This window comes from Pedobacter heparinus (assembly GCF_032678725.1).
Taxonomy (GTDB): Bacteria; Bacteroidota; Bacteroidia; order Sphingobacteriales; family Sphingobacteriaceae; genus Pedobacter; species Pedobacter heparinus_A.
Map to the genome: position 1 here is coordinate 233,582 of NZ_JAVTSC010000008.1, position 19,559 is coordinate 253,140.

Sequence of the window (19,559 nt, forward strand, 5' to 3'; positions counted from 1 at the left end):
TGCTGTAGTCTTGTGTTTATAAATGAACATAAACCAATGTTTTATTAAATGTACATGTATGAAACGACTATTTTATCTCCTAACCGCAATTTCGATCAGTGCAGCATGTAACCAGGATACAAAGCAGCACACTGCCCAAACTGCCGCAGATAGTACTATTGCAGATACAACAGCTGCAATCGTGTTACCTCCAGCGGACACCAGTGCTTCAAAAAACAAGTTCAGCAAAGTAATTGGCTGGCCGGAAGGAAAAACGCCCAGAGCTCCGGCAGGTTTTGTGGTCAGTAAATTTGCAGCGGGGTTAAAAAGTCCGAGAAATATTTATGTTGCCCCTAACGGCGACATTTTTGTTGTTTTATCTAATTCTGAACGTTCTGCAATAGAAAAGGTAGCCAACGTCATCACCGGTAAAGCGAAGGCAGAAGTGGCCGGAGAAAGTGCCAATACTGTGGTGTTGCTGAGGGATAAGGACAAAGATGGGAAACCTGAACTGCAAACCAATTTCCTGAAAGGGCTAAACCAGCCTTATGGGGTGCTGGTGATCGGGAATGCATTTTATGTAGCGAATACAGATGGATTATACAGGTATCCTTATCGGACTGGCGATACAGAGATTACTGCTAAAGGAACGAAAATAATGGATTTACCAGCTGGTGGATACAACAACCACTGGACCAGGAACCTGATCGCAAATAAAGACAATACCAAGATCTATGTATCTGTTGGTTCTGGTAGTAATGTTGGCGAGAATGGTATGGAACATGAGCTGCGCAGGGCTAATATCCTGGAAGTAAATCCCGATGGTACGGGAGAAATCGTCTATGCCAGCGGGCTGAGAAACCCGGTGGGAATGGGCTGGGCCCCGGGCAGCGGGATGTTATGGACGGCAGTTAATGAAAGGGATGGCCTGGGAGACGATCTTGTGCCAGACTATATTACCAGTGTAAAAAAAGGTGCTTTTTATGGCTGGCCCTATGCTTATTTTGGCCAGCATGAAGATCCCAGGATGAAAGGTAAAAGTCCGGATATGGTGAAAAAAACCATTGTTCCGGATGTTCCGGTTGGTTCGCATACGGCTTCCTTAGGACTGGCCTTTTATACGGCCGAAAGTTTTCCGGAACAATACCGGCAGGGTGCTTTTATCGGACAGCATGGTTCCTGGAACAGATCTGCCCTTTCCGGATATAGGGTAGCTTTTGTACCATTTAAGAATGGTAAGCCCTCCGGCGGTGTCACAGATTTTTTAACCGGTTTTATAGCTGACCCGGCAAAAGGGGAAGTATATGGCAGACCGGTAGGCGTTGCCGTAGCGCCGGATGGGGCCTTGCTTGTTGCCGATGACGTGAGCAGTACAGTTTGGCGTGTTGCTGCTCAATAATTATGGATATTAAAATAAAATCAAATGGCTAGTTTTCAGGAAATCATTAAATCAGATCAACCGGTTTTGGTAGATTTTTCGGCAGAGTGGTGCGGGCCTTGTAAAATGATGGTACCGATATTACAGCAGCTAAAAGGCATGGTAGGAGACAGCCTGACCATCCTTAAGGTAGACGTAGACAAAAATCCGGAAGTATCCAGGCAATATCATATTCAGGGCGTTCCTACACTTATCCTATTCAAAAGCGGGGAAACCAAATGGCGGCAAAGCGGGGTGATCCAGGCCAGTCAGCTGAAACAGATCATTGATGGCCTCAGCTGATGCTGCTGACCTGATGATATGCCTATCTGTTTTTGGAGGTAACCAGCACAACCAGTCCCACTACTAAAATAATGCCTCCTACATATGGAGGCCAGTTTACGTTCTTTTCTCTATCTGCAGAGATCTGAATGGGGCCGGCATCTACAATCTTTTCCTTTTTAGTATAGGAAAAACCTGTCCATACCAACATCGCGATTCCCAATACGGTAAGGATTAGTCCAAGAGTTCTGTTCATCGTGCTTAATTTTTGGTTACAACTATTTTAACAATCCTATGGATGGAATGTTTGGAAAATGGGATGTTTTCAACTGAGCGTAAAATTTATTATTTTCGATCATGAATAAAATCTTATTAGCCCTTCTCCTTGTTGCCTGCTGTTCAGTTTCCTTTGCCCAGGAAAAACAGGAACGAATCCTCTATATTGTAGACAGTATTCCCATTATCAACGAACCGAAAGATGAGGAACAGCTTACTGAAGCTGACATCTATAATGCAGAAGTGATCACCGATGAAAAGAAAATAAATGCGCTTGGTCATTTTTTTACAGATAAAATTATCCTGCTCACCACAAAAGCTTATGCAGCCAGGCCTGATGCCCTGAAAGCCTTGCCAAGACGAAAGCTGATGCTGAAAAAAGACGAGGCGCTGTATGTAAAAGGCGCAATGAAACCCTATTCCGGAAAGTTTATCGACTATTATATGAACGGCAATATCAAGGCGGAAGGTACCTTGTTGTACGGACTTTTAAACGGTACTACTACGGCTTATTATGTGAACGGCAACAAAAGATATTTTATGAACCACCAGGCAGATATTGGTTATGGGCCTACTGAAGATTATTTCATCAATGGTAAGCTTAAGGCGAGAGGGAAATACCGGAATGGCGAAGAAGATGGGATCTGGCAGGAATTTTACTCTACAGGAAAGTTAAAAAGTGAAGTCAATTTTAGTCTGAGCAAAAAGGAATTGCCTAAAGAATCGGTAACATTTTACGAATTGCTCAGCAAAGCTGAAGAACTCATCAAAAAAAATGAATATAAAAGTCTGATTAAAAAGATGGATGAAGCGGTATTGTTAAATGCGGAATATGCGGATGTTTATTTTTACAGGGGCAATGCGAAGTTTAACCTTTTTGATTTTGATAGCGCCATTGCTGATTTTGATAAGGCCATTGAACTGGAGCCCTTATACATGGAGGCTTTAAGTTCCAGGGCTTTTGCCAGGTTAAGGAAATATGAGTTTAAGGACAGCAAGACCATCAGCAAAACGAAAGAGGTAACCGTAATGGTGGCAAAAGACAATGTAGAGGTACCAAAAGAGGAGCAGGATAAGATCTGCGCTGATTTAAAGCTTGGCTATGAGCTGGGCGACCGCAAACCCATGATTGCTGAGGTGATGAAACGCTATTGCGGTAATCCTTAAAGGGGTAACGTAAAATGCGATACCCCTTTAAGGGGTTTAACGGATGTTCTCTATCGAAACGTTGTAGAGTTCATACCAGTCCTGATGGTCCAGCGTTATGGAGAAAGCATTTGCAGCATTTCTTATTCTTTGCTCGTTGGTAGTACCTATAAGGGGCAATGCGCCTAACTTTACCAGCCACGCTACTGCAAGAGATTCAATATCGGCATTGTATTTTACGCTCAGCTGTTCCAGTTTTTCCCGTACTTTAACAGCCTGGATATCTCTACCGGCCGCTATTCTGCCTTCCGCAAGCGGGGCATAGGCAAGTGGGCTCATGTAACGTTGTTTGATGTAGTCAATCTGCCCGTTATCCAGTGCCTGGGTGCTGAGCAGGTTCAATTCAATATGGTTGGTTACGATGGGTTTGGTTAAGTAAGAGGCCAGCAGCTGGTGCTGGAACACAGAGAAATTAGCGACGCCAATGCTCTTGATCTTCCCGGAGTCTTTAAGCTTTTCCAGGGTCAAAGCGGTTTCTTCCAGGTTGGATATGGCATCCAGTTTATCCAGCAAAAGGATATCGATATAGTCTGTCCTTAAGTTTTTTAAAGAGGACTCTACACTTTTGGTAATGTGCGCTGCTGAAGTGTCGTAATGTTTAATCCTGATCTCCGGCTTGCGCGGGTGCGGCAGTCTTAATCCACATTTTGTGAACAGGACCACTTCATCCCTTTTAAAGGCACCTTCTTTAAGTAAATTGCCAAACAGTGTTTCGCATTCCCAGTTGCCGTAACTGTCACCATGCTCAAAGGTATTGATCCCCAGTTCCAGGCAAAGGTTAACCACCTTTTTTAATACGCTGGCAGCGTCTTTTACTTCATCCCATCTGTAAAAACCGTATACTGCAGGTGAAACTTTCGGGCCTGCATCCCCCATATATACTTTTTTCATAGCTATCTCTTCTAAAAGGCTCAAGTTCGCTTTTTTCTGCAGCATATCAAAAGCAGGTTATAAAAAAAATGCATTTTGATGTAATAAGGACCCGATCTGACCGGGATTGTGTACTTATTGCTCAAAGTTATATACTTATTTTTCAATTTGAATCCCTGGCTAGGTTTTGATGTCCGCATTTTCACATATTTACTTTTAGGAAGGTTTTAACAAGGTTTATGGCTGGATGTACGGGCGCATCGGCGCCTGATAAACCAAGGGAAAACAACCCTTAATTTTGATTTAACCAATTAACCTGATCAGCATATGAACGTTTTGAAACTTGTGGCAGCAGGCTGCCTTCTTTTTTCTAATCTGCAGCTTTGGGCGCAGGCTGCACAGCAAGTGGAAATGCGGGTAGAAAAATTGACACTGCCTACTTATGAAACGGGAAAAACGGAAGAAAATCCGCTGTTTTATGTGCCTGAGGCTTACCAGGGCGCACAGCGGCACATTTATCCTTATCCGTTTTCCGGACAGATCACCAATCAGAAAGTAAACAAAGATTATACGGCGGTGATCCTTGAAAATGAGTACACCAAGCTTTGCATTACGCCCGAAATGGGCGGCAGGATCTATTATGCAATTGATAAAACCAATAACTATAACATTGTTTACTACAACCATGTGGTAAAACCCGCGCTGATAGGAATGGCAGGGGCATGGACCTCTGGCGGGGCAGAATGGAATATCCCGCATCACCACAGGCCCACCAGTTTTTTGCCCGTTGATTATACCATGGTAAGTAATGCTGACGGGAGTAAAACGGTTTGGGTTGGTGAATACGAAAAACGACACCAGACCCGCTGGCTGGTAGGTATTACGCTGGCACCGGGAAAAGCTTATATCAAAACGGAGTTCAGGTATCTGAATGTGACCCCGGTACAGAACTCCTTCCTTTTTTGGGCAAATACAGCTGTGCATGCCAACGAAAATTACCAGGTGATTTTTCCTCCTGATGTAGAGAAAGCTGTTTTTCATGGCAAAACAGAATTTGCCAACTGGCCTGTGCCCAACCAGTTTTACCAGGGCATTGATTTTACAAAAGGGGAAGACATCAGCTGGTGGAAGAATACAAAGGAGCCCACCTCGTTTTTTATATGGGAAACCAAACAGGATTTTCTGGGTGGCATTGACCATGGTAAACATGCAGGCACGGTGAAGATCGGGGACAGGACGATTTTTAAAGGGAAGAAATTCTGGAACTGGGGGCCGAATGAAGTTGGCCGCTCCTGGGATAAAAAACTGACTGACGAGGACGGACCTTACCTGGAGCTGATGATGGGGGGCTATTCGGACAATCAACCTGACTACAGTTTTATTAACCCGATGAGCAGCAAGCAGGGAACGATATTTTATTATGGCATCAAGCAGATGAACAATATCAAGGAAGCGAATGCCGACATGGCCATTAACCTGGAGCAAAAAGGGACGGAAGCCCTGATCGAAATCAATGCGACCAGTGTGCTTAAAAATGCCAGGGTAGTGATCAGCTGGCATGACAGGGAGGTTTTTAAAGCGCAGCTGGATGTTGACCCGGCCAAACCCTATACAAAATCCATTGCGCTCCCTGCGGGTATTGTCTTTTCTGAGTTGAAAATACAAGTTTTTTCCGCTGATGGAAATGAACTGATCAGCTGGCAGCAGGCCCCAAAAAAAGCTGAAGCCCATCCGGCTGGTTACAAATCGCCACTGCGCCCTGCTGCCTATACATCTGAGGATGAGCTTTGGTTAACCGGATTACGGCTGGAGCAATTTGGAAATGCCATGTACGAACCGGAAAAGTATTATGCCGAGGCTTTGCGCAGGGATTCCATAGATGTCATGAACAATACCCAGATGGGGCTATCGCTGTTAAAAAAGGGCATCTACGATCAGGCCGAACACTATTTAACCCGGGCCAAACAGCAGGTCACTTCAAATTTTACCAAACCCAAATTTAGCGAACCGCTTTATTATCTTGGTGTAGTTTACCTGAAGCAAGGTAAATATGAGGAAGCAAGGGAATTGCTGTATCAGGCGGCATGGAGCTATGAATGGGCCTCGCCGGCCTACACCTTGCTGGCCAGGCTGGAAGCCAGGCGGGGCAATTGGGCCAAAGCCGGGGATAATGCGGAAAGGGCACTTTTAACAGATGCACTGAATATTGAAGCCCTGAATTTGAAAGCCATTGCATTTAGGAAGGCGGCACACTATGAGGATGCGCTTAAAACGGTAAATGGGGCATTAGCTGTTGATCCGCTAAATTTTACCGCAATGAATGAGCTGTATTTACTTTCCGCCCAGCTCCAAACGGGCAGGTCTGTTCGGGAACAAATGGCACAGCTTAAAGAAAGACTGCGTTTTGAACCGGACAATTACCTGGAAACGGCTGACAGGTATATCGCAGCCGGGCTTTACCGGGAAGCTTCGGACCTGCTGACGCTGGCCACACAGGCGACGGACGACAAACTCAGGAACAACCCCATGATATTTTATGGTCTGGGCTATTGCGCCCATCAGGAAGGGAAAATCGCGGAAGCCCGTGATCAATTTAACCAGGCTGCCCGCCTGGGAACGGATGGGGTGTTTCCTTATGGAGACCTGGCGCTGAATGCATTGAAACTGGCTGTCAGCCAACATCCGAAAGATGCCAATGCACATTACCTGCTTGGAAATATTTATGCTGATTACCAGTCTGAACTGGCTATAGCCGAATGGGGAAAAGCCATTAAGCTAAATGGAAATAAGGCGATTTATTATAGAAACCTGGCTTATGCCAAAGCCAATTATACCCCCGATATTCAGGGGGCAATTGCAGACATCATGAAGGCCATCAGTTTAAACGGAAATGATCCCCGTTATTTTATGGAGGCAGATGACTATTTGTCTTATGCCAGAACTCCGCCAGAAAAGATGCGGGAATTCCTTTCAAAAAACGCAGCTGCCATAAAAGATAATGTGGATGTTAAAGTGATTGATATCCGGTTGAAAAATTTCTTTGGAGATTATGAAGGCTCGATTGCGCTATTGGAAAAGTTAAACTACCGTACAGAAGAAGGTTCGGCATTTAATGTACATGTGCACTGGTTTGATGCGCATCTGCTGCGTGGGATGGCCGCAATGAAGGGTGGTAAATATGCAGAAGCTGAAAAGGATTATTTAAATGCAATGACCTTTCCCGCGAGCCTGGAAAGTGAGCGCGATGCCAAAGTAGGCGTTGCCCTATACTATCTCGGTGTAAACAGCAGGTTGGCAGGAGCAGAAAAGAAAGCTGTGATGTATTTTAACCAGATGCTTGCTTATACTTACGAACCAGGCTGGGGTGCGGGTTCATCCCCTGAGGTAAATTTTTATAAAGGTATGGCATCGGCCAAACTGGGAAAGGTTAAAGCAGCTGAAGGCTTTTTTAAACAGCTGATGGATGCAGCTGGTAAAAAACGGGCTTATGGAGAAAATGATGGAGCTTCAGAAAACAGCAGCGGGCGGGCAAGCGCATCCATAGCCCGGAGAAAAATCAACAACAGCAATCAGGCAAATGTGGTTTATGCCCGGGCGCTGGGTTATCTTGGATTGGGTGATCTGAAAAAAGCAAATGCGTTTTTTACCGAAGTACTGAAAATAAATCCAGTGCATCAAGGGGCAAAAATTCATTCTTCGCCCGATTGGCGATCTGTCGCCCTGATCAAATAATTGCTTTTTTTTCCGGGGAACAAAAAATAAATTTTTACCTTTGAAATTCATCTGATGATATGATGAATTTATAATGGCTGAATATATTAAAAAGAAATCGCTGGCAGACGAGGTTGCTGCCAGACTTCAGGAGCAGATCACACTGGGAAGGTATAAGGTAGATGAAAAACTGCCTATAGAACCCGAACTGATGAAACGTTTTGGGGTAGGCAGGTCCAGCATCAGGGAAGCCATAAAGATCCTGGCAAACTCCGGTTTACTGAGGGTACAGCAGGGGATAGGTACTTTTGTTGAACAGGCTAGCTGTAGTAAAGAGCCTATGGAACAAAGGTTAAAGCGTGCAAATATTCAGGACCTGGATGAAGTGCGACAGCTGCTGGAAATGAAAATTGCCGAAAAAGCAGCATTAAACCGGACAGATGCCGATATCATAGCCATAAGAACCCATCTGGAAAACCGGAGGATGGCTGCTGCCGAAGGTTTAAAAGAAGCCTGTATTGAAGCTGATGTTGCATTTCATATCGCCATTGCAGAGGCTTCAAAAAATGAAATTCTGGCCGATCTGTACAAATCTACCTCCATACATCTTAAAAAATGGTTTCTTCAGATCTATCCGGATACCCGGGCATTTGAAGAAACTTATGTGATCCATGAGCAACTTTTAAAAAGTATCATTGCCGGCGACGCCAAAAAAGCCTGGACAATTGCCACAAAAATTATCGGTCACGTATCCCAGTAAAATCACCATCATACCTTACGCATACGAATTATAATGAAAACAACAAGCCCTAGCTCTACCATCGATCCTAAACAAATTGCCCAGCAAACGGTATTTCCCATACTTTTTGCCATTAGTTTTTCCCATTTATTAAATGATACGATACAATCCCTCATACCAGCTATTTATCCGATAGTAAAGGATGCTTATCAGCTCAGCTTTTCGCAGATCGGGTTAATTACGCTGATGTTTCAAATGGCAGCTTCCTTGTTCCAGCCGTTTGTAGGTTTATACACAGATAAGAAGCCACAGCCTTATTCCCTGGCTATCGGCATGGGCTTTACCCTGATCGGTCTGATCACTTTATCTTTATCAAACGGATTTTACTTTATGCTGCTTTCAGTTGCACTGATCGGTACGGGTTCTTCCATATTCCATCCCGAAGCATCACGCATGGCCCATGCCGCATCAGGCGGCAGAAGAGGACTGGCCCAATCCATATTTCAGCTGGGTGGCAACGCGGGAAGTTCTATAGGACCTTTACTGGCTGCCTGGATCATTGTGCCTTACGGACAGTTCAGTGTGATCTGGTTTTCTATCATTGCTTTGCTGGCCATATTGATCCTGAGTTGGGTAGGTAAGTGGTACAAAGGATATATGGTTAATTTAAAAGCCAGAGCAGGCGCTACATTAAATGTGATGACCAATAATTTCTCCAGAAAAAGAGTGGTGTTTGCGGTAGTCATTTTATTGGTGCTTATCTTTTCGAAGTATTTTTACATGGCAAGTTTAACCAGTTATTTTACCTTCTATTTAATAGATAAGTTTCAGGTATCGGTGCAAACTTCGCAGATTTACCTGTTTGTATTTTTATTTTCCGTTGCTGCAGGTACGCTGATAGGTGGCCCGGTAGGAGACAGGTTTGGACGTAAATATGTGATCTGGTTTTCTATTTTGGGCACTGCTCCTTTTGCATTGCTGCTCCCTCATGCCAATTTATTCTGGACAGGTATACTGATTGTGCCAATAGGTGTGATCCTGGCCTCTGCGTTTTCGGCCATTCTGGTGTATGCGCAGGAACTGATACCGGGTAAAGTAGGTCTGGTAGCTGGCCTGTTCTTTGGCTTTGCTTTTGGTATGGGTGGCATAGGTTCTGCGTTATTGGGTAAGCTTGCCGATAGTACCAGCATCAATTATGTATTTCATATATGCGCATTTTTGCCATTGATTGGTATCATTACTGGCTTTTTACCAAATATTGAAGGCAGGAAAAAGCCCGACAGGGATAAATAGTAAGAGAATTTTGCGCAATAAAACTAATTTTTATGTGATCACCGGTGGTCCGGGAATGGGTAAAACCTCCCTGATCGATGCCCTGACTGCGCTTGATTATACTTGTGTGGAAGAATCCGGCCGTCAGCTCATTAAAGAACAGCTGGCTGCAGCTGGGGCCGCGTTGCCCTGGAAAGACCAGGCCCTTTTTGCTGAAGCCATGTTTGCAGCCGCGGTAAAAGACTTTTCCCAACATCAGACCAATGACCAGCCGGTTATTTTTGATCGCGGAATTATTGACGTGATCGGTTACCTGACACTTTGCGGCCTGCTTGTTCCTGATGAGATGAAACAGGCTGCAAAAGAACTGAGGTACAACCAGCAGGTATTCATCACGCCACCCTGGGAAGAAATTTACCGGAATGATGCAGAGCGGAAACAAACTTTCGCAGAAGCTGTAGCCACTTATGAAGTGATGAAAAAGGTATATGCAGAATTCGGGTATTCGCTTATGGAGTTGCCCAAATGTACTGTTGCACAAAGGATAGATTTTATGGAGCGTATGTTTTAAAAAAGGCCGGTAAAATTTTACCGGCCCTTTTTTAAATGTATCTGTTGATCAGGTTTTCCAGGTATTCCTGTTTGCCACTGATGGTTTGTGGCTCGCCTTGTGCTGCTGCATAATCACGCAGGTCTTCCAGGCTGAGCTTACCTTCTTCAAAGGCTTTGCCTTTTCCGCTGTCGTAAGATGCGTAGCGCTCTGCTCTGCTCTTTTTATAATCAGAATGCTGAAGAATACGGTCTGCGGTGATCAGTGCCCGGGCAAAAATATCCATTCCACCAATATGTGCATGGAAAAGGTCTGCCGGATCAGTTGAATTCCTTCGGATCTTGGCATCGAAATTTATACCCCCGCCTTGCAGCCCGCCAGCTTCCAGGATGATCATCATGGATTCTGTTACCTCATTGATGTTGTTTGGAAACTGATCTGTATCCCATCCGTTTTGCTCGTCGCCGCGGTTGGCATCAATAGAACCCAGCATTCCGGCATCGGCGGCTACTTGAAGCTCATGCTGGAAGGTATGTCCGGCCAGTGTGGCATGGTTAACTTCCAGGTTCAGTTTGAAATCGCCCAGCAGGTCATATTGGCGAAGAAAGCCAAGTACGGTTGCTGCATCATAATCGTACTGATGTTTGGTGGGTTCACATGGCTTAGGCTCAATGAAGAAAGTGCCTTTGAAGCCATTTTTGCGGGCATAATCTTTGGCGGTATGCAGAAATTTTGCCAGGTGTTCCTGTTCGCGCTTCATATTGGTGTTGAGCAAGCTCATGTAACCTTCGCGGCCGCCCCAGAATACGTAATTTTCACCATCCAATGCGATGGTTGCGTCAAGCGCAGCTTTTACCTGGGCTGCACCATGCGTCAACACATGAAAATCGGGATTGGTGGCGGCTCCGTTCATGTACCTGCGGTGAGAGAAAAGATTGGCTGTTCCCCAAAGCAGTTTGATGCCGGTTTCGGCCTGTTTGGCTTTTGCATAAGCTGTCATGAGCTGCATGCGCTTTTCATTTTCCTTAATGTCGTTGCCATAATCTACCACATCTACATCATGAAAACAATAGTAAGGCAGGTTCATTTTGGTTAAAAATTCAAAGGCTGCATCCATTTTGTCTTTTGCACGTTCCAGCACGTCGCTTTTAGCGTCCCACGGGAAAATATGTGTCGGACCACCAAAAGGGTCTGTCCCATTTCCACAGAAGGAGTGCCAGTAAGCACCGGCAAAGCGCAGGTGATCTTTCATCTTTTTGCCGGCAACTACCTGTTCAGGATTGTACCATCTGAAAGCAAGTGGATTGTCCGTTTCCTGTCCTTCAAAGCTGATCTGTCCGATCCCTTTAAAATATTCGTTCTCTGCATTAAGTTTTGTCATCTGATAAGGTATTATATTGATTTTTTTATTACAATTGTTTTTCTAGCAGGCTTTTCCAGTCGAGGTATTCATTTTCCAGGTTTGCTGTGCCTGGTTCTACCAGTTTTAATGGTTTTTTATGGGCAAAGGCTTCTGCGGCAGACTGGAATAAACCTGCGCCTATGCCGGCACCTACAGCTGCACCGTAACTGCCATCATTGTCATACAGCTCTACCGGTACCCCGGTAATGTTTACAAATGTTTGGGTAAACACATCGCTTAAAAAGAGGTTTGACTTTCCAGCCCTGATCACGGTAGGGTTCATCCCATTTTCTTTTAAGATGTCCAGCCCATAACGAAATGCAAAAGCAATTCCCTCCTGTACTGCACGGAAAATATGTGGATTGCGGTGTACGTTCAGGTCAATGCCCTGCAAATGGGCGCCAACAATTTTATTGTTCAGCATGCGCTCTGCTCCATTGCCAAAGGGGAGTACACGCAGACCTTCACTACCTGGTGATATCGTCTGGGCAGCCTCATTGATGGCCGTATAGTTCATGGTAGCACCTAAACTATCCTTTGCCCAGCGGTTCATACTGCCTGTTCCGTTAATGCATAAAAGTACACCAAGACGAGGTTGTCCGGCGCTATGGTTTACATGGGCAAATGTGTTTACCCTTGATGCTTTATCAGATAACAGCTGGTCTGTTACGCCGTAAATAACCCCTGAAGTTCCTGCTGTGGCGGCAACTTCCCCGGGATTGGTCACATTTAACGACAAGGCATTATTGGGCTGATCACCGGCCTTATAGGCTACAGGTACCCCTGCTTTAAGACCAAGCTGCTCCGCAATTGATTTTTTAAGCTCGCCATGGACGGAGAATACCGGTTTAATTTCCGGAATCAATGCCTTATCGAAATCGAAAAATTTCATTAATGCCTCAGAGATCTGGTTTTCCTTGAAATCCCAGAAAACTCCTTCAGATAAAGCAGAGATGCTGGTGGTTACTTCACCGGTAAGCTGCAGGGCTATGAAATCGCCTGGCAGCATGACCTTGGCTATCCTGGAATAGATTTCAGGTTCATGTGCTTTTACCCAGGCCAGTTTGGAAGCCGTGAAATTGCCGGGTGAATTGAGCAGATGCTGAAGTGCATATTGCTCGCCCAGTTGGTTAAAAGCATGTTCACCGGTTTCAACAGCACGGCTGTCGCACCAGATGATGCTGTTTCTCAGGCATTCCCCATCTTTATCTACCACAACCAGGCCATGCATCTGATAAGCAATTCCTATTGCGGCAATATCCTCTGCATGGTATTTATGCTGTGCATTACAAATAGAGATGGCTTTTTTTACATTCGCCCACCACATCTGGGGCGATTGCTCGGCCCAGCCATGTTTCAGGCTAATAATCTCCGACTCAGTTTCAGGATAACTGGCACTTGCAAGCGTATGCCCTGAAGCAGATTCGACCACAGAAACTTTTATAGATGATGTACCTACATCAATACCTAGTAACAACATTTATTTTTAATTTGATGGAACGAAAATAAACAAATATTTTAGTTTAGCAATCGATTGCATGAATTATATTTTAAGCATCAGTTCCATGCGGGAATTTGCATAGGCTATTGTTGTATTTTTTTAGTGTATTTCTGTCCTTTTTAGCCTTTCTGGTGTTAACAGATGGGGTGTTTTTTGATTTTTTTTTCCTATGTTTAGAAACTCCCTTTTGAAATTGATCAGCTAGCAGGTTGATTTGTTGATATGTGCGCTGCTCGGCTTCAAAGGTCTTTTGACGAAACAAATGAAACCTATATATTATGATTAAAACTAAAGATTTAAATGCGACGGACCGCAGGTCCTTTTTAAAGAAGTCAGGTATAGTGATGTTAGGAAGTACGCTGGCTTATCAGACTGGTTTTTCGTCCCCCCTGTTCTATAGTGCTAAAACGCTGAAAGTTGGCCTGATTGGCTGTGGTGGCAGAGGAACTGGTGCCGCCATGCAGGCCTTAAATGCAGATCCGGATGTGATCATTACGGCCATGGGGGATATTTTTGAAGACCGTCTTGAAGGGGCTTATGAAGCACTCAATACGGTAGATGCCAAGCGGGTTAAAGTAGATAAAAAAAGAAAGTTCATTGGTTTTGATGCGTATCAGAAAGTGATCGATTCCGGAGTTGATGTGGTGCTGCTTGCTACACCGCCTGCATTCCGGCCAGATCAGCTTACTGCAGCTATTGCTGCGGGTAAGCATGTGTTTTGTGAAAAGCCCGTAGCAGTTGATGCACCGGGGATACGCAAGGTACTGGCTGCGGCAAAAGCGGCGGCTGAAAAGAACCTTTCCTTAGTTTCCGGATTTTGTTTCAGGTACGATTTGCCGAGCAGGGGAGTATTCAGCCGTGTTTTAAATGGTGATGTGGGCAGCATAAAAACCGTTTCCACTTTTAGAAATGGTGCCGGTAACTGGTCTAATCCGCGCCAGCCGGAATGGACAGACCTCACGTATAAGCTGAGAAACTGGCATTATCAGAACTGGCTTTCAGGTGATTTTATTGTGGAACAGGCGGTGCATAGCCTGGATATGATGTCCTGGGCGATGGGCGACCAGATGCCTGTAAAGGCCACAGCAACAGGTGGACGGCAAGTACGTGTAGAGGAGATATACGGAAATATTTACGATCATTTTGCCGTAGAATTTGAATATGCAAACGGTGCAAAAGGTTTTCATTTTTGCCGGCAGCAGGAGGGCACCTCTAACCGGAATACGGTGGATGTACTGGGTACAGACGGAAGTGCCTTTGTAAACGTGGGGATGCAGTATGAGATCAGCGGAAAAAATACCTGGAAGTATGATGGTCCAAAAAAGAACATGTACCAGGTCCAGCACAATGAGCTTTTTGCAGGCATCAGAAATGGAAAACCCATCAATGATGGGGAATGGATGGCAAAAAGCACTTTGCTGGCCATTTGGGGGCGTATGGCTGCTTACAGCGGACAAACCATCAGCTATGAAGGGGCCCTGAATTCGAATGTGGTGCTGGGACCAAAGATAGAAGACTATAACTGGGACCTGAAATGGGATAACCAGCCGGTGGCTTTACCAGGAATTACCAAAGTAATTTAATCAGCTAATTAAATAGGTTAATGATGAAAGCATTAAATGGGATTGGTATGGCTGTTTTATGGGTTTTTGTATATGCATCTGTGGCGTATGGACAAGAAAAACCCATCCAGTTTGGTAAGGAAACTTTACTGGCTGCTCCGAAGGAAGGCGCTAAAGCGATCAACTGGATCAATGTAAATACAGCGCAGGATACCTGGAAGCGGGAAAAAGACGTGTTGGTTTGTTCCGGTAAACCCATTGGCGTGATGCGGTCGGAAAAAATATACGAGAACTTTATATTGGAAGTGGAGTGGAAACACCTGGAAGCAGGAGGCAACTCCGGGGTGTTTGTATGGAGTGATGCTAAACCAGGTGAACATAACCGCTTGCCCGGAGGTGTAGAAGTACAAATGCTGGAACTGGACTGGGTGAACATCAATGCAAAAGATGGTGTGCAGCAACCTATTGCCTATGTCCATGGAGAGCTTTTTGGAGTAGGTGGAGTAGAAACTGTTCCGGATACCCCCAGGGGAACCAGGAGTAAGTCGGTTGAGAACCGCTGCAAGGGAAAGGGAGCGTGGAACAGCTATCAGGTGGTTTGTGTAGATGGGGCAATTAAGTTATCGGTAAATGGCAAGTTTGTAAACGGCATCAGTAAATCGACTATAAAAAAAGGATATTTATGCCTGGAATCGGAAGGGGCGCCCATCCATTTCAGGAATCTGAAAGTAACGGTACTTGACTGATTTTGTTTTTCATGTTGATGGTTTTTCAAGCAAAAATACCTATAAATGGGTATTTTTTGCTTGAAAAGGTGTCACTAGCTTTGTGAGCTAAATAGCTCAAAAAACAAAAACATGAAAAAGAATTTACTTATTGCATTTGCGCTGATCATCTCCTTAATGGCATGCAAAAAGGATAAACCTGCTGAACCTGAAGTTGAAGACCGCAAACCCGAGGTACTCATTAAGGCCATAACGGAAAAACTGGCTGCTGCCGATAGCATCAGTACTTTTACCAATGCACTCAAAAGCATGGCGCTTAAAGCGGAGGAAACTGCCCAGGGAATTACCGTTTTTGCTCCATTGAACGAAAGTGCTGCTGTACCGGGGAGGTTAGGTAAGGTATCATCTGCAGGCAGTGTTAGCGGAACAAGAACTGTGAATGCCATTGCGGAGGCTGCAAATGTTCCACAACTGGTATTAACCGATTCTGTGTTGCGGGACCACATTGTGAAAGGTGTGTTTAAACTTGCTGACCTGACGGATGGTAAGATACTTACCGGACTAAGCGGTAAACAACTAAAGGTAAGCCGCTCTGCGGATACCATTTGGATCAATGGGGTACAGATTGGTGGTAAAGAAATTCTGAATACCAATAACGAAGTGGTGTATACCGTAAAATCAGTATTGACCGCTACTGCAGTTACAGACCAGCTGCAATCTACTTCCATTGAAATTAAGGTATGGGACGGGACTTTGTGGACGACTGCAAAACCTAAAGGTGAAGTACTGGCAGGTGCTACAGTAAGCCTTTACCGTACGCAGCAAAATTATGCAGATAGTGTAACGGCCTACAGCAGTACAAGTGATGCTTCAGGTAAAGCCCTGTTTAAATCGATAACTCCGGGAACTTATTATGTCAAGGTATCTTCGGGGGTAAAAAGTAATATTTTTAACCGTTCTGCCAAACAGGCTGGTTTATATGCGGGTTTTGCCAGCGCCGGGATATTTCAAAGCCAGGCTGAAATTACCGCTGCCCCTGCACAAACTGGTGCGCAGCCCGGGGATTTTAAATGGGTAGATGCCAATGGGGATGGTGTTGTTGACAACAATGACCGGGTTACCTTACCTTATGAGCACACTGTCGCTGCAAATGGTACATTGAAAAAAATAGAAGTATCCATTGGAATGCTCCATAATAAGCAATTGCCTTTGTTAACAGAACAGGAGTTTTTGACGGGACTTGCCAGTGCTGAAAACAATATCGCCAGCTGGCAGAAAAACCTGGCTATTGCCGACGGACTCTTAAGCCACCAGGCGGTGATCGATTCCATTCCGTTGGTTTTTAAGGCAAATTACCAGTCTTTCGGTACTTTTACATTTACGCCAACTAACCAGGGCATCACTCAGATCTGGCAACAGGGATATGCACAGATAACAGCCCTGAATACTTTACAGGAAAAGGCCCCGGTTGCAATGACCAAACGTTCAGAAAAAATAAGCCGGTTAAAGGCTACAAGGGCCTATGTTTATTTACAGCTGCTTACTTATTTTGGTAATATCCCCTTGATACAGCAGACCACTAATTTAACCAATACCAACAGGACAGCGGTATATAATTTTATTACTGCCGAACTGGAGTCGGCTGCGGATTCACTCTCTCTGGCACCCAGCGGAGCGGCCAATCTGAACGGGCTGTCTGTTAAGGTTTTGCTGGCAAAGGCAGCATTGCTGGAAAAAGAATATACCAAGGTTGCAGACCTGACCAATTACGTACTTAACAGTGCCCAATATTCGCTGGCGGGTTTAGCTGCACAGTTTAATGCCGGAAATGCGGAACTGATCTGGGACAATTCGGCAAATATAGACGCCAATGTTAAGAGTTACTTTTTTAACAGGCCAACTTTACCCTACCTGAGACTCACAGAAGTTTACTTAATGTCGGCAGAGGCCAATATAGCCATGGGCAATACCACCAATGCGCAGGCCAGGTATGCGGCCCTGTTGCAGCGTTCATCTATAACGGTTACTGCCATTAACCAGGCCAATTTAAGAACATTATGGACCAATGAAATGCGCAGAGAAGGTGTTGGTTTTGCAAACCTGAACAGGTGGGGAACCACGGCAGACGAGTTGGCCCGATATGGCTTTGTACCTGGAAAACATCTTCGGTTACCTATCCCACAGGTTATTATAGATCAGCATCCTGGAATGGTTCAGAATTCCGGCTATTGATCATTAATCCATTAATGCCATTGGAGGGCCTTTCAGTTGATACTGGAGGCCTTCCTGATTTTAGGGCAATGGATCAAAGCAGCAGAACGGTTTAAAGGGGATAAGCGGTGTCACTTTTGGTTTCTGATAATACAAAAAAGCTTTGAACCGTACTGACATTTGGTAATGTAGCCAGTTTATTGCGAAGAAAAAGATGGTAGGTATCCATATCACTTGTTGCGATGCGCAGGATAAAATCATATGCGCCGGTCATCTGGAAACACTCCATCACCTCGCTGAACTTTGCCACTTCAGTTTCAAACTCCACTAAGGTCTCTGCAGTGTGGGCTTTTAAAAATACATGCGAAAAAGCAATGAGGTTCCTGTTGATCTTTTTCCGGTCTAATATGGCTACGATGCGTTGAATATAGCCTTGTTCCTTTAAACGACGGATTCTTTCATGAACCGTTGCAATAGATTTGTTGAGCTTAAAAGCCAGTTCCTTGTTGTTCAAGGTTGCATCTTTTTGTAAAAGCCTTAAAATTTCTAAATCTACGGGGTCTAAATGGTGTTGCATGTTAAATGGATAAGGTGAAAAAAAAACAATCTGCCATCTTAAATTCAAGGGCAAACTGAAAGAAATTACTATTTATCATTATTTTTCTGAATAATTTTCGGAAATAAAGGTAAGCATTGTTATTATAACTTGTATTGTGGAGTTTTACCGAAAATTATTTCATAAAAACAATGTTAGTCGAAACCAAAGCGCAGGCTTGTTTAACTGCGGAACTTAGCCATAAATTTGAACACTTATGGCATTTGGTAGGCAATACGCCAATGCTGGAGCTTCAGTATGTGTACAAAGGAAAGCCGGGGAAAGTCTATGTGAAATGTGAGCACTATAACCTTACCGGAAGTGTAAAAGACAGGATGGCTTTAAACATCATATATGAAGCTTATAGATCCTGCGCAATTAAACCCGGTGATACCATTATTGAAGCTACAAGCGGCAATACCGGAATTGCATTTGCCGCTATTGGCAGGGCTTTGGGCCATCCGGTAAAGATCATTATGCCGAACTGGCTTAGCAGGGAACGTATAGACATCATCAGGAGTATGGGGGCTGAGGTAATTTTGATCAGCAAGGAAGAAGGAGGTTTTTTGGGCAGCATTAAACGCTGTGAAGATCTTGCTGCTGCCGGCGGGGTTTTTCTGCCAAGACAGTTTGAAAACCAATTCAACGGGGAGGCGCATGAAAAAACTACCGGAATGGAAATCTGGGAACAATTAAAGTTAAATGGGTTACAGCCTGATGCTTTTGTGGCGGGTGTGGGTACCGGTGGTACGGTTATGGGCGTTGGAAAAGGATTAAAACTACACAACCCTGCAATTAAAATACATCCACTAGAACCTGCTGAAAGTCCGACTTTAAGCACAGGATATAAAGTTGGCAGTCACCGCATACAGGGAATTTCTGATGAGTTTATTCCGGCGATTGTAAAACTGGATGAGCTGGACGAGGTGATCCAGGCAAACGATGGCGATGCCATTATCATGGCACAAAAACTGGCCAGGGAGCTGGGACTGGCTGTTGGCATTTCATCCGGTGCAAATGTAATCGGTGCAATTAAGCTCAAAGCGCAAATGGGAACTGATGCAGTTGTGGTTACTTTATTATCGGACAGCAATAAAAAGTACCTGAGCACTGATCTGGTAAAACAAGAACCGGTTAAGGATTCATTTGTCTCTACAGCGACATTATTTACAGGATATCAACCCATTTGTCGTTTGAAATAGTATATTAAAGATATGAGATTAAATTACATATTCAGGAGTATAAAGGTATTGATGCTTTG

General features: G+C 44.5%; 16 protein-coding genes. 11 read left to right on the plus strand and 5 right to left on the minus strand.

What is annotated here, in order from left to right; genetic code table 11:
• Positions 1 to 58 precede the first annotated feature (58 nt).
• Positions 59 to 1,378, plus strand: a complete 1,320-nt coding sequence (locus tag R2Q85_RS14145) for a sorbosone dehydrogenase family protein (protein WP_316812446.1) — start codon at positions 59 to 61, stop codon at positions 1,376 to 1,378.
• 24 nt (positions 1,379 to 1,402) lie between these two features.
• Positions 1,403 to 1,699 (plus strand): thioredoxin, encoded by a 297-nt coding sequence (gene trxA, locus R2Q85_RS14150; RefSeq protein ID WP_316812447.1) that lies wholly within the window; start codon positions 1,403 to 1,405, stop codon positions 1,697 to 1,699.
• A 22-nt stretch (positions 1,700 to 1,721) separates the two neighbouring features.
• Here the strand turns inward: trxA and R2Q85_RS14155 are convergent, their stop codons facing one another.
• Positions 1,722 to 1,934 carry a hypothetical protein gene (locus R2Q85_RS14155; RefSeq protein WP_316812448.1) on the minus strand — a complete coding sequence of 71 codons (213 nt, stop codon included), beginning with the start codon at positions 1,932 to 1,934 and terminating at the stop codon, positions 1,722 to 1,724.
• A gap of 101 nt (positions 1,935 to 2,035) precedes the next feature.
• Here R2Q85_RS14155 and R2Q85_RS14160 point away from each other — a divergent pair, with 101 nt between their 5' ends.
• On the plus strand, positions 2,036 to 3,121 hold the full coding sequence (locus R2Q85_RS14160; RefSeq protein ID WP_316812449.1) for a tetratricopeptide repeat protein: 1,086 nt from the start codon (positions 2,036 to 2,038) through the stop codon (positions 3,119 to 3,121).
• 36 nt (positions 3,122 to 3,157) lie between these two features.
• Here R2Q85_RS14160 and R2Q85_RS14165 read toward each other — a convergent pair whose 3' ends face one another.
• Entirely contained in the window at positions 3,158 to 4,051 is an 894-nt protein-coding gene (locus tag R2Q85_RS14165; protein ID WP_316812450.1) for an aldo/keto reductase family oxidoreductase, read from the minus strand.
• 306 nt (positions 4,052 to 4,357) lie between these two features.
• Between R2Q85_RS14165 and R2Q85_RS14170 the strand changes: the two genes are divergently transcribed.
• From R2Q85_RS14170 to R2Q85_RS14185, 4 genes are all read left to right on the plus strand, one after another.
• On the plus strand, positions 4,358 to 7,762 hold the full coding sequence (locus R2Q85_RS14170) for a tetratricopeptide repeat protein (RefSeq protein WP_316812451.1): 3,405 nt from the start codon (positions 4,358 to 4,360) through the stop codon (positions 7,760 to 7,762).
• Between the two features lie 73 nt (positions 7,763 to 7,835).
• Positions 7,836 to 8,501 carry a FadR/GntR family transcriptional regulator gene (locus tag R2Q85_RS14175; protein WP_316812452.1) on the plus strand — a complete coding sequence of 222 codons (666 nt, stop codon included), beginning with the start codon at positions 7,836 to 7,838 and terminating at the stop codon, positions 8,499 to 8,501.
• Between the two features lie 33 nt (positions 8,502 to 8,534).
• Complete coding sequence (locus R2Q85_RS14180) at positions 8,535 to 9,773, plus strand: MFS transporter (RefSeq protein WP_316812453.1); 1,239 nt, start codon at positions 8,535 to 8,537, stop codon at positions 9,771 to 9,773.
• Between the two features lie 10 nt (positions 9,774 to 9,783).
• Entirely contained in the window at positions 9,784 to 10,323 is a 540-nt protein-coding gene (locus R2Q85_RS14185; RefSeq protein ID WP_316812454.1) for an AAA family ATPase, read from the plus strand.
• Positions 10,324 to 10,354: 31 nt separating this feature from the next.
• On the opposite strand, the gene xylA is transcribed toward R2Q85_RS14185, so the two are convergent.
• Positions 10,355 to 11,683, minus strand: coding sequence for a xylose isomerase (xylA, locus tag R2Q85_RS14190; protein ID WP_316812455.1), 1,329 nt, complete (start codon positions 11,681 to 11,683; stop codon positions 10,355 to 10,357).
• Between the two features lie 28 nt (positions 11,684 to 11,711).
• Positions 11,712 to 13,184 carry a xylulokinase gene (locus R2Q85_RS14195; RefSeq protein ID WP_316812456.1) on the minus strand — a complete coding sequence of 491 codons (1,473 nt, stop codon included), beginning with the start codon at positions 13,182 to 13,184 and terminating at the stop codon, positions 11,712 to 11,714.
• Positions 13,185 to 13,483: 299 nt separating this feature from the next.
• Here R2Q85_RS14195 and R2Q85_RS14200 point away from each other — a divergent pair, with 299 nt between their 5' ends.
• The 3 genes from R2Q85_RS14200 (at position 13,484) to R2Q85_RS14210 (ending at position 17,724) form a co-directional block, all read left to right on the plus strand.
• A complete protein-coding gene (locus R2Q85_RS14200; RefSeq protein WP_316812457.1) occupies positions 13,484 to 14,788 on the plus strand; it encodes a Gfo/Idh/MocA family oxidoreductase in 1,305 nt (434 codons plus the stop codon).
• 20 nt (positions 14,789 to 14,808) lie between these two features.
• Positions 14,809 to 15,513, plus strand: coding sequence for a DUF1080 domain-containing protein (locus R2Q85_RS14205; protein WP_316812458.1), 705 nt, complete (start codon positions 14,809 to 14,811; stop codon positions 15,511 to 15,513).
• Positions 15,514 to 15,624: 111 nt separating this feature from the next.
• On the plus strand, positions 15,625 to 17,724 hold the full coding sequence (locus tag R2Q85_RS14210) for a fasciclin domain-containing protein (RefSeq protein ID WP_316812459.1): 2,100 nt from the start codon (positions 15,625 to 15,627) through the stop codon (positions 17,722 to 17,724).
• A gap of 91 nt (positions 17,725 to 17,815) precedes the next feature.
• On the opposite strand, the gene R2Q85_RS14215 is transcribed toward R2Q85_RS14210, so the two are convergent.
• The gene (locus R2Q85_RS14215; RefSeq protein ID WP_316812460.1) at positions 17,816 to 18,280 is read right to left on the minus strand and encodes an Lrp/AsnC family transcriptional regulator; all 465 of its coding nucleotides are present in this window, start codon (positions 18,278 to 18,280) and stop codon (positions 17,816 to 17,818) included.
• Positions 18,281 to 18,450: 170 nt separating this feature from the next.
• Here R2Q85_RS14215 and R2Q85_RS14220 point away from each other — a divergent pair, with 170 nt between their 5' ends.
• Positions 18,451 to 19,500, plus strand: a complete 1,050-nt coding sequence (locus R2Q85_RS14220) for a PLP-dependent cysteine synthase family protein (protein WP_316812461.1) — start codon at positions 18,451 to 18,453, stop codon at positions 19,498 to 19,500.
• Positions 19,501 to 19,559 lie beyond the last annotated feature (59 nt).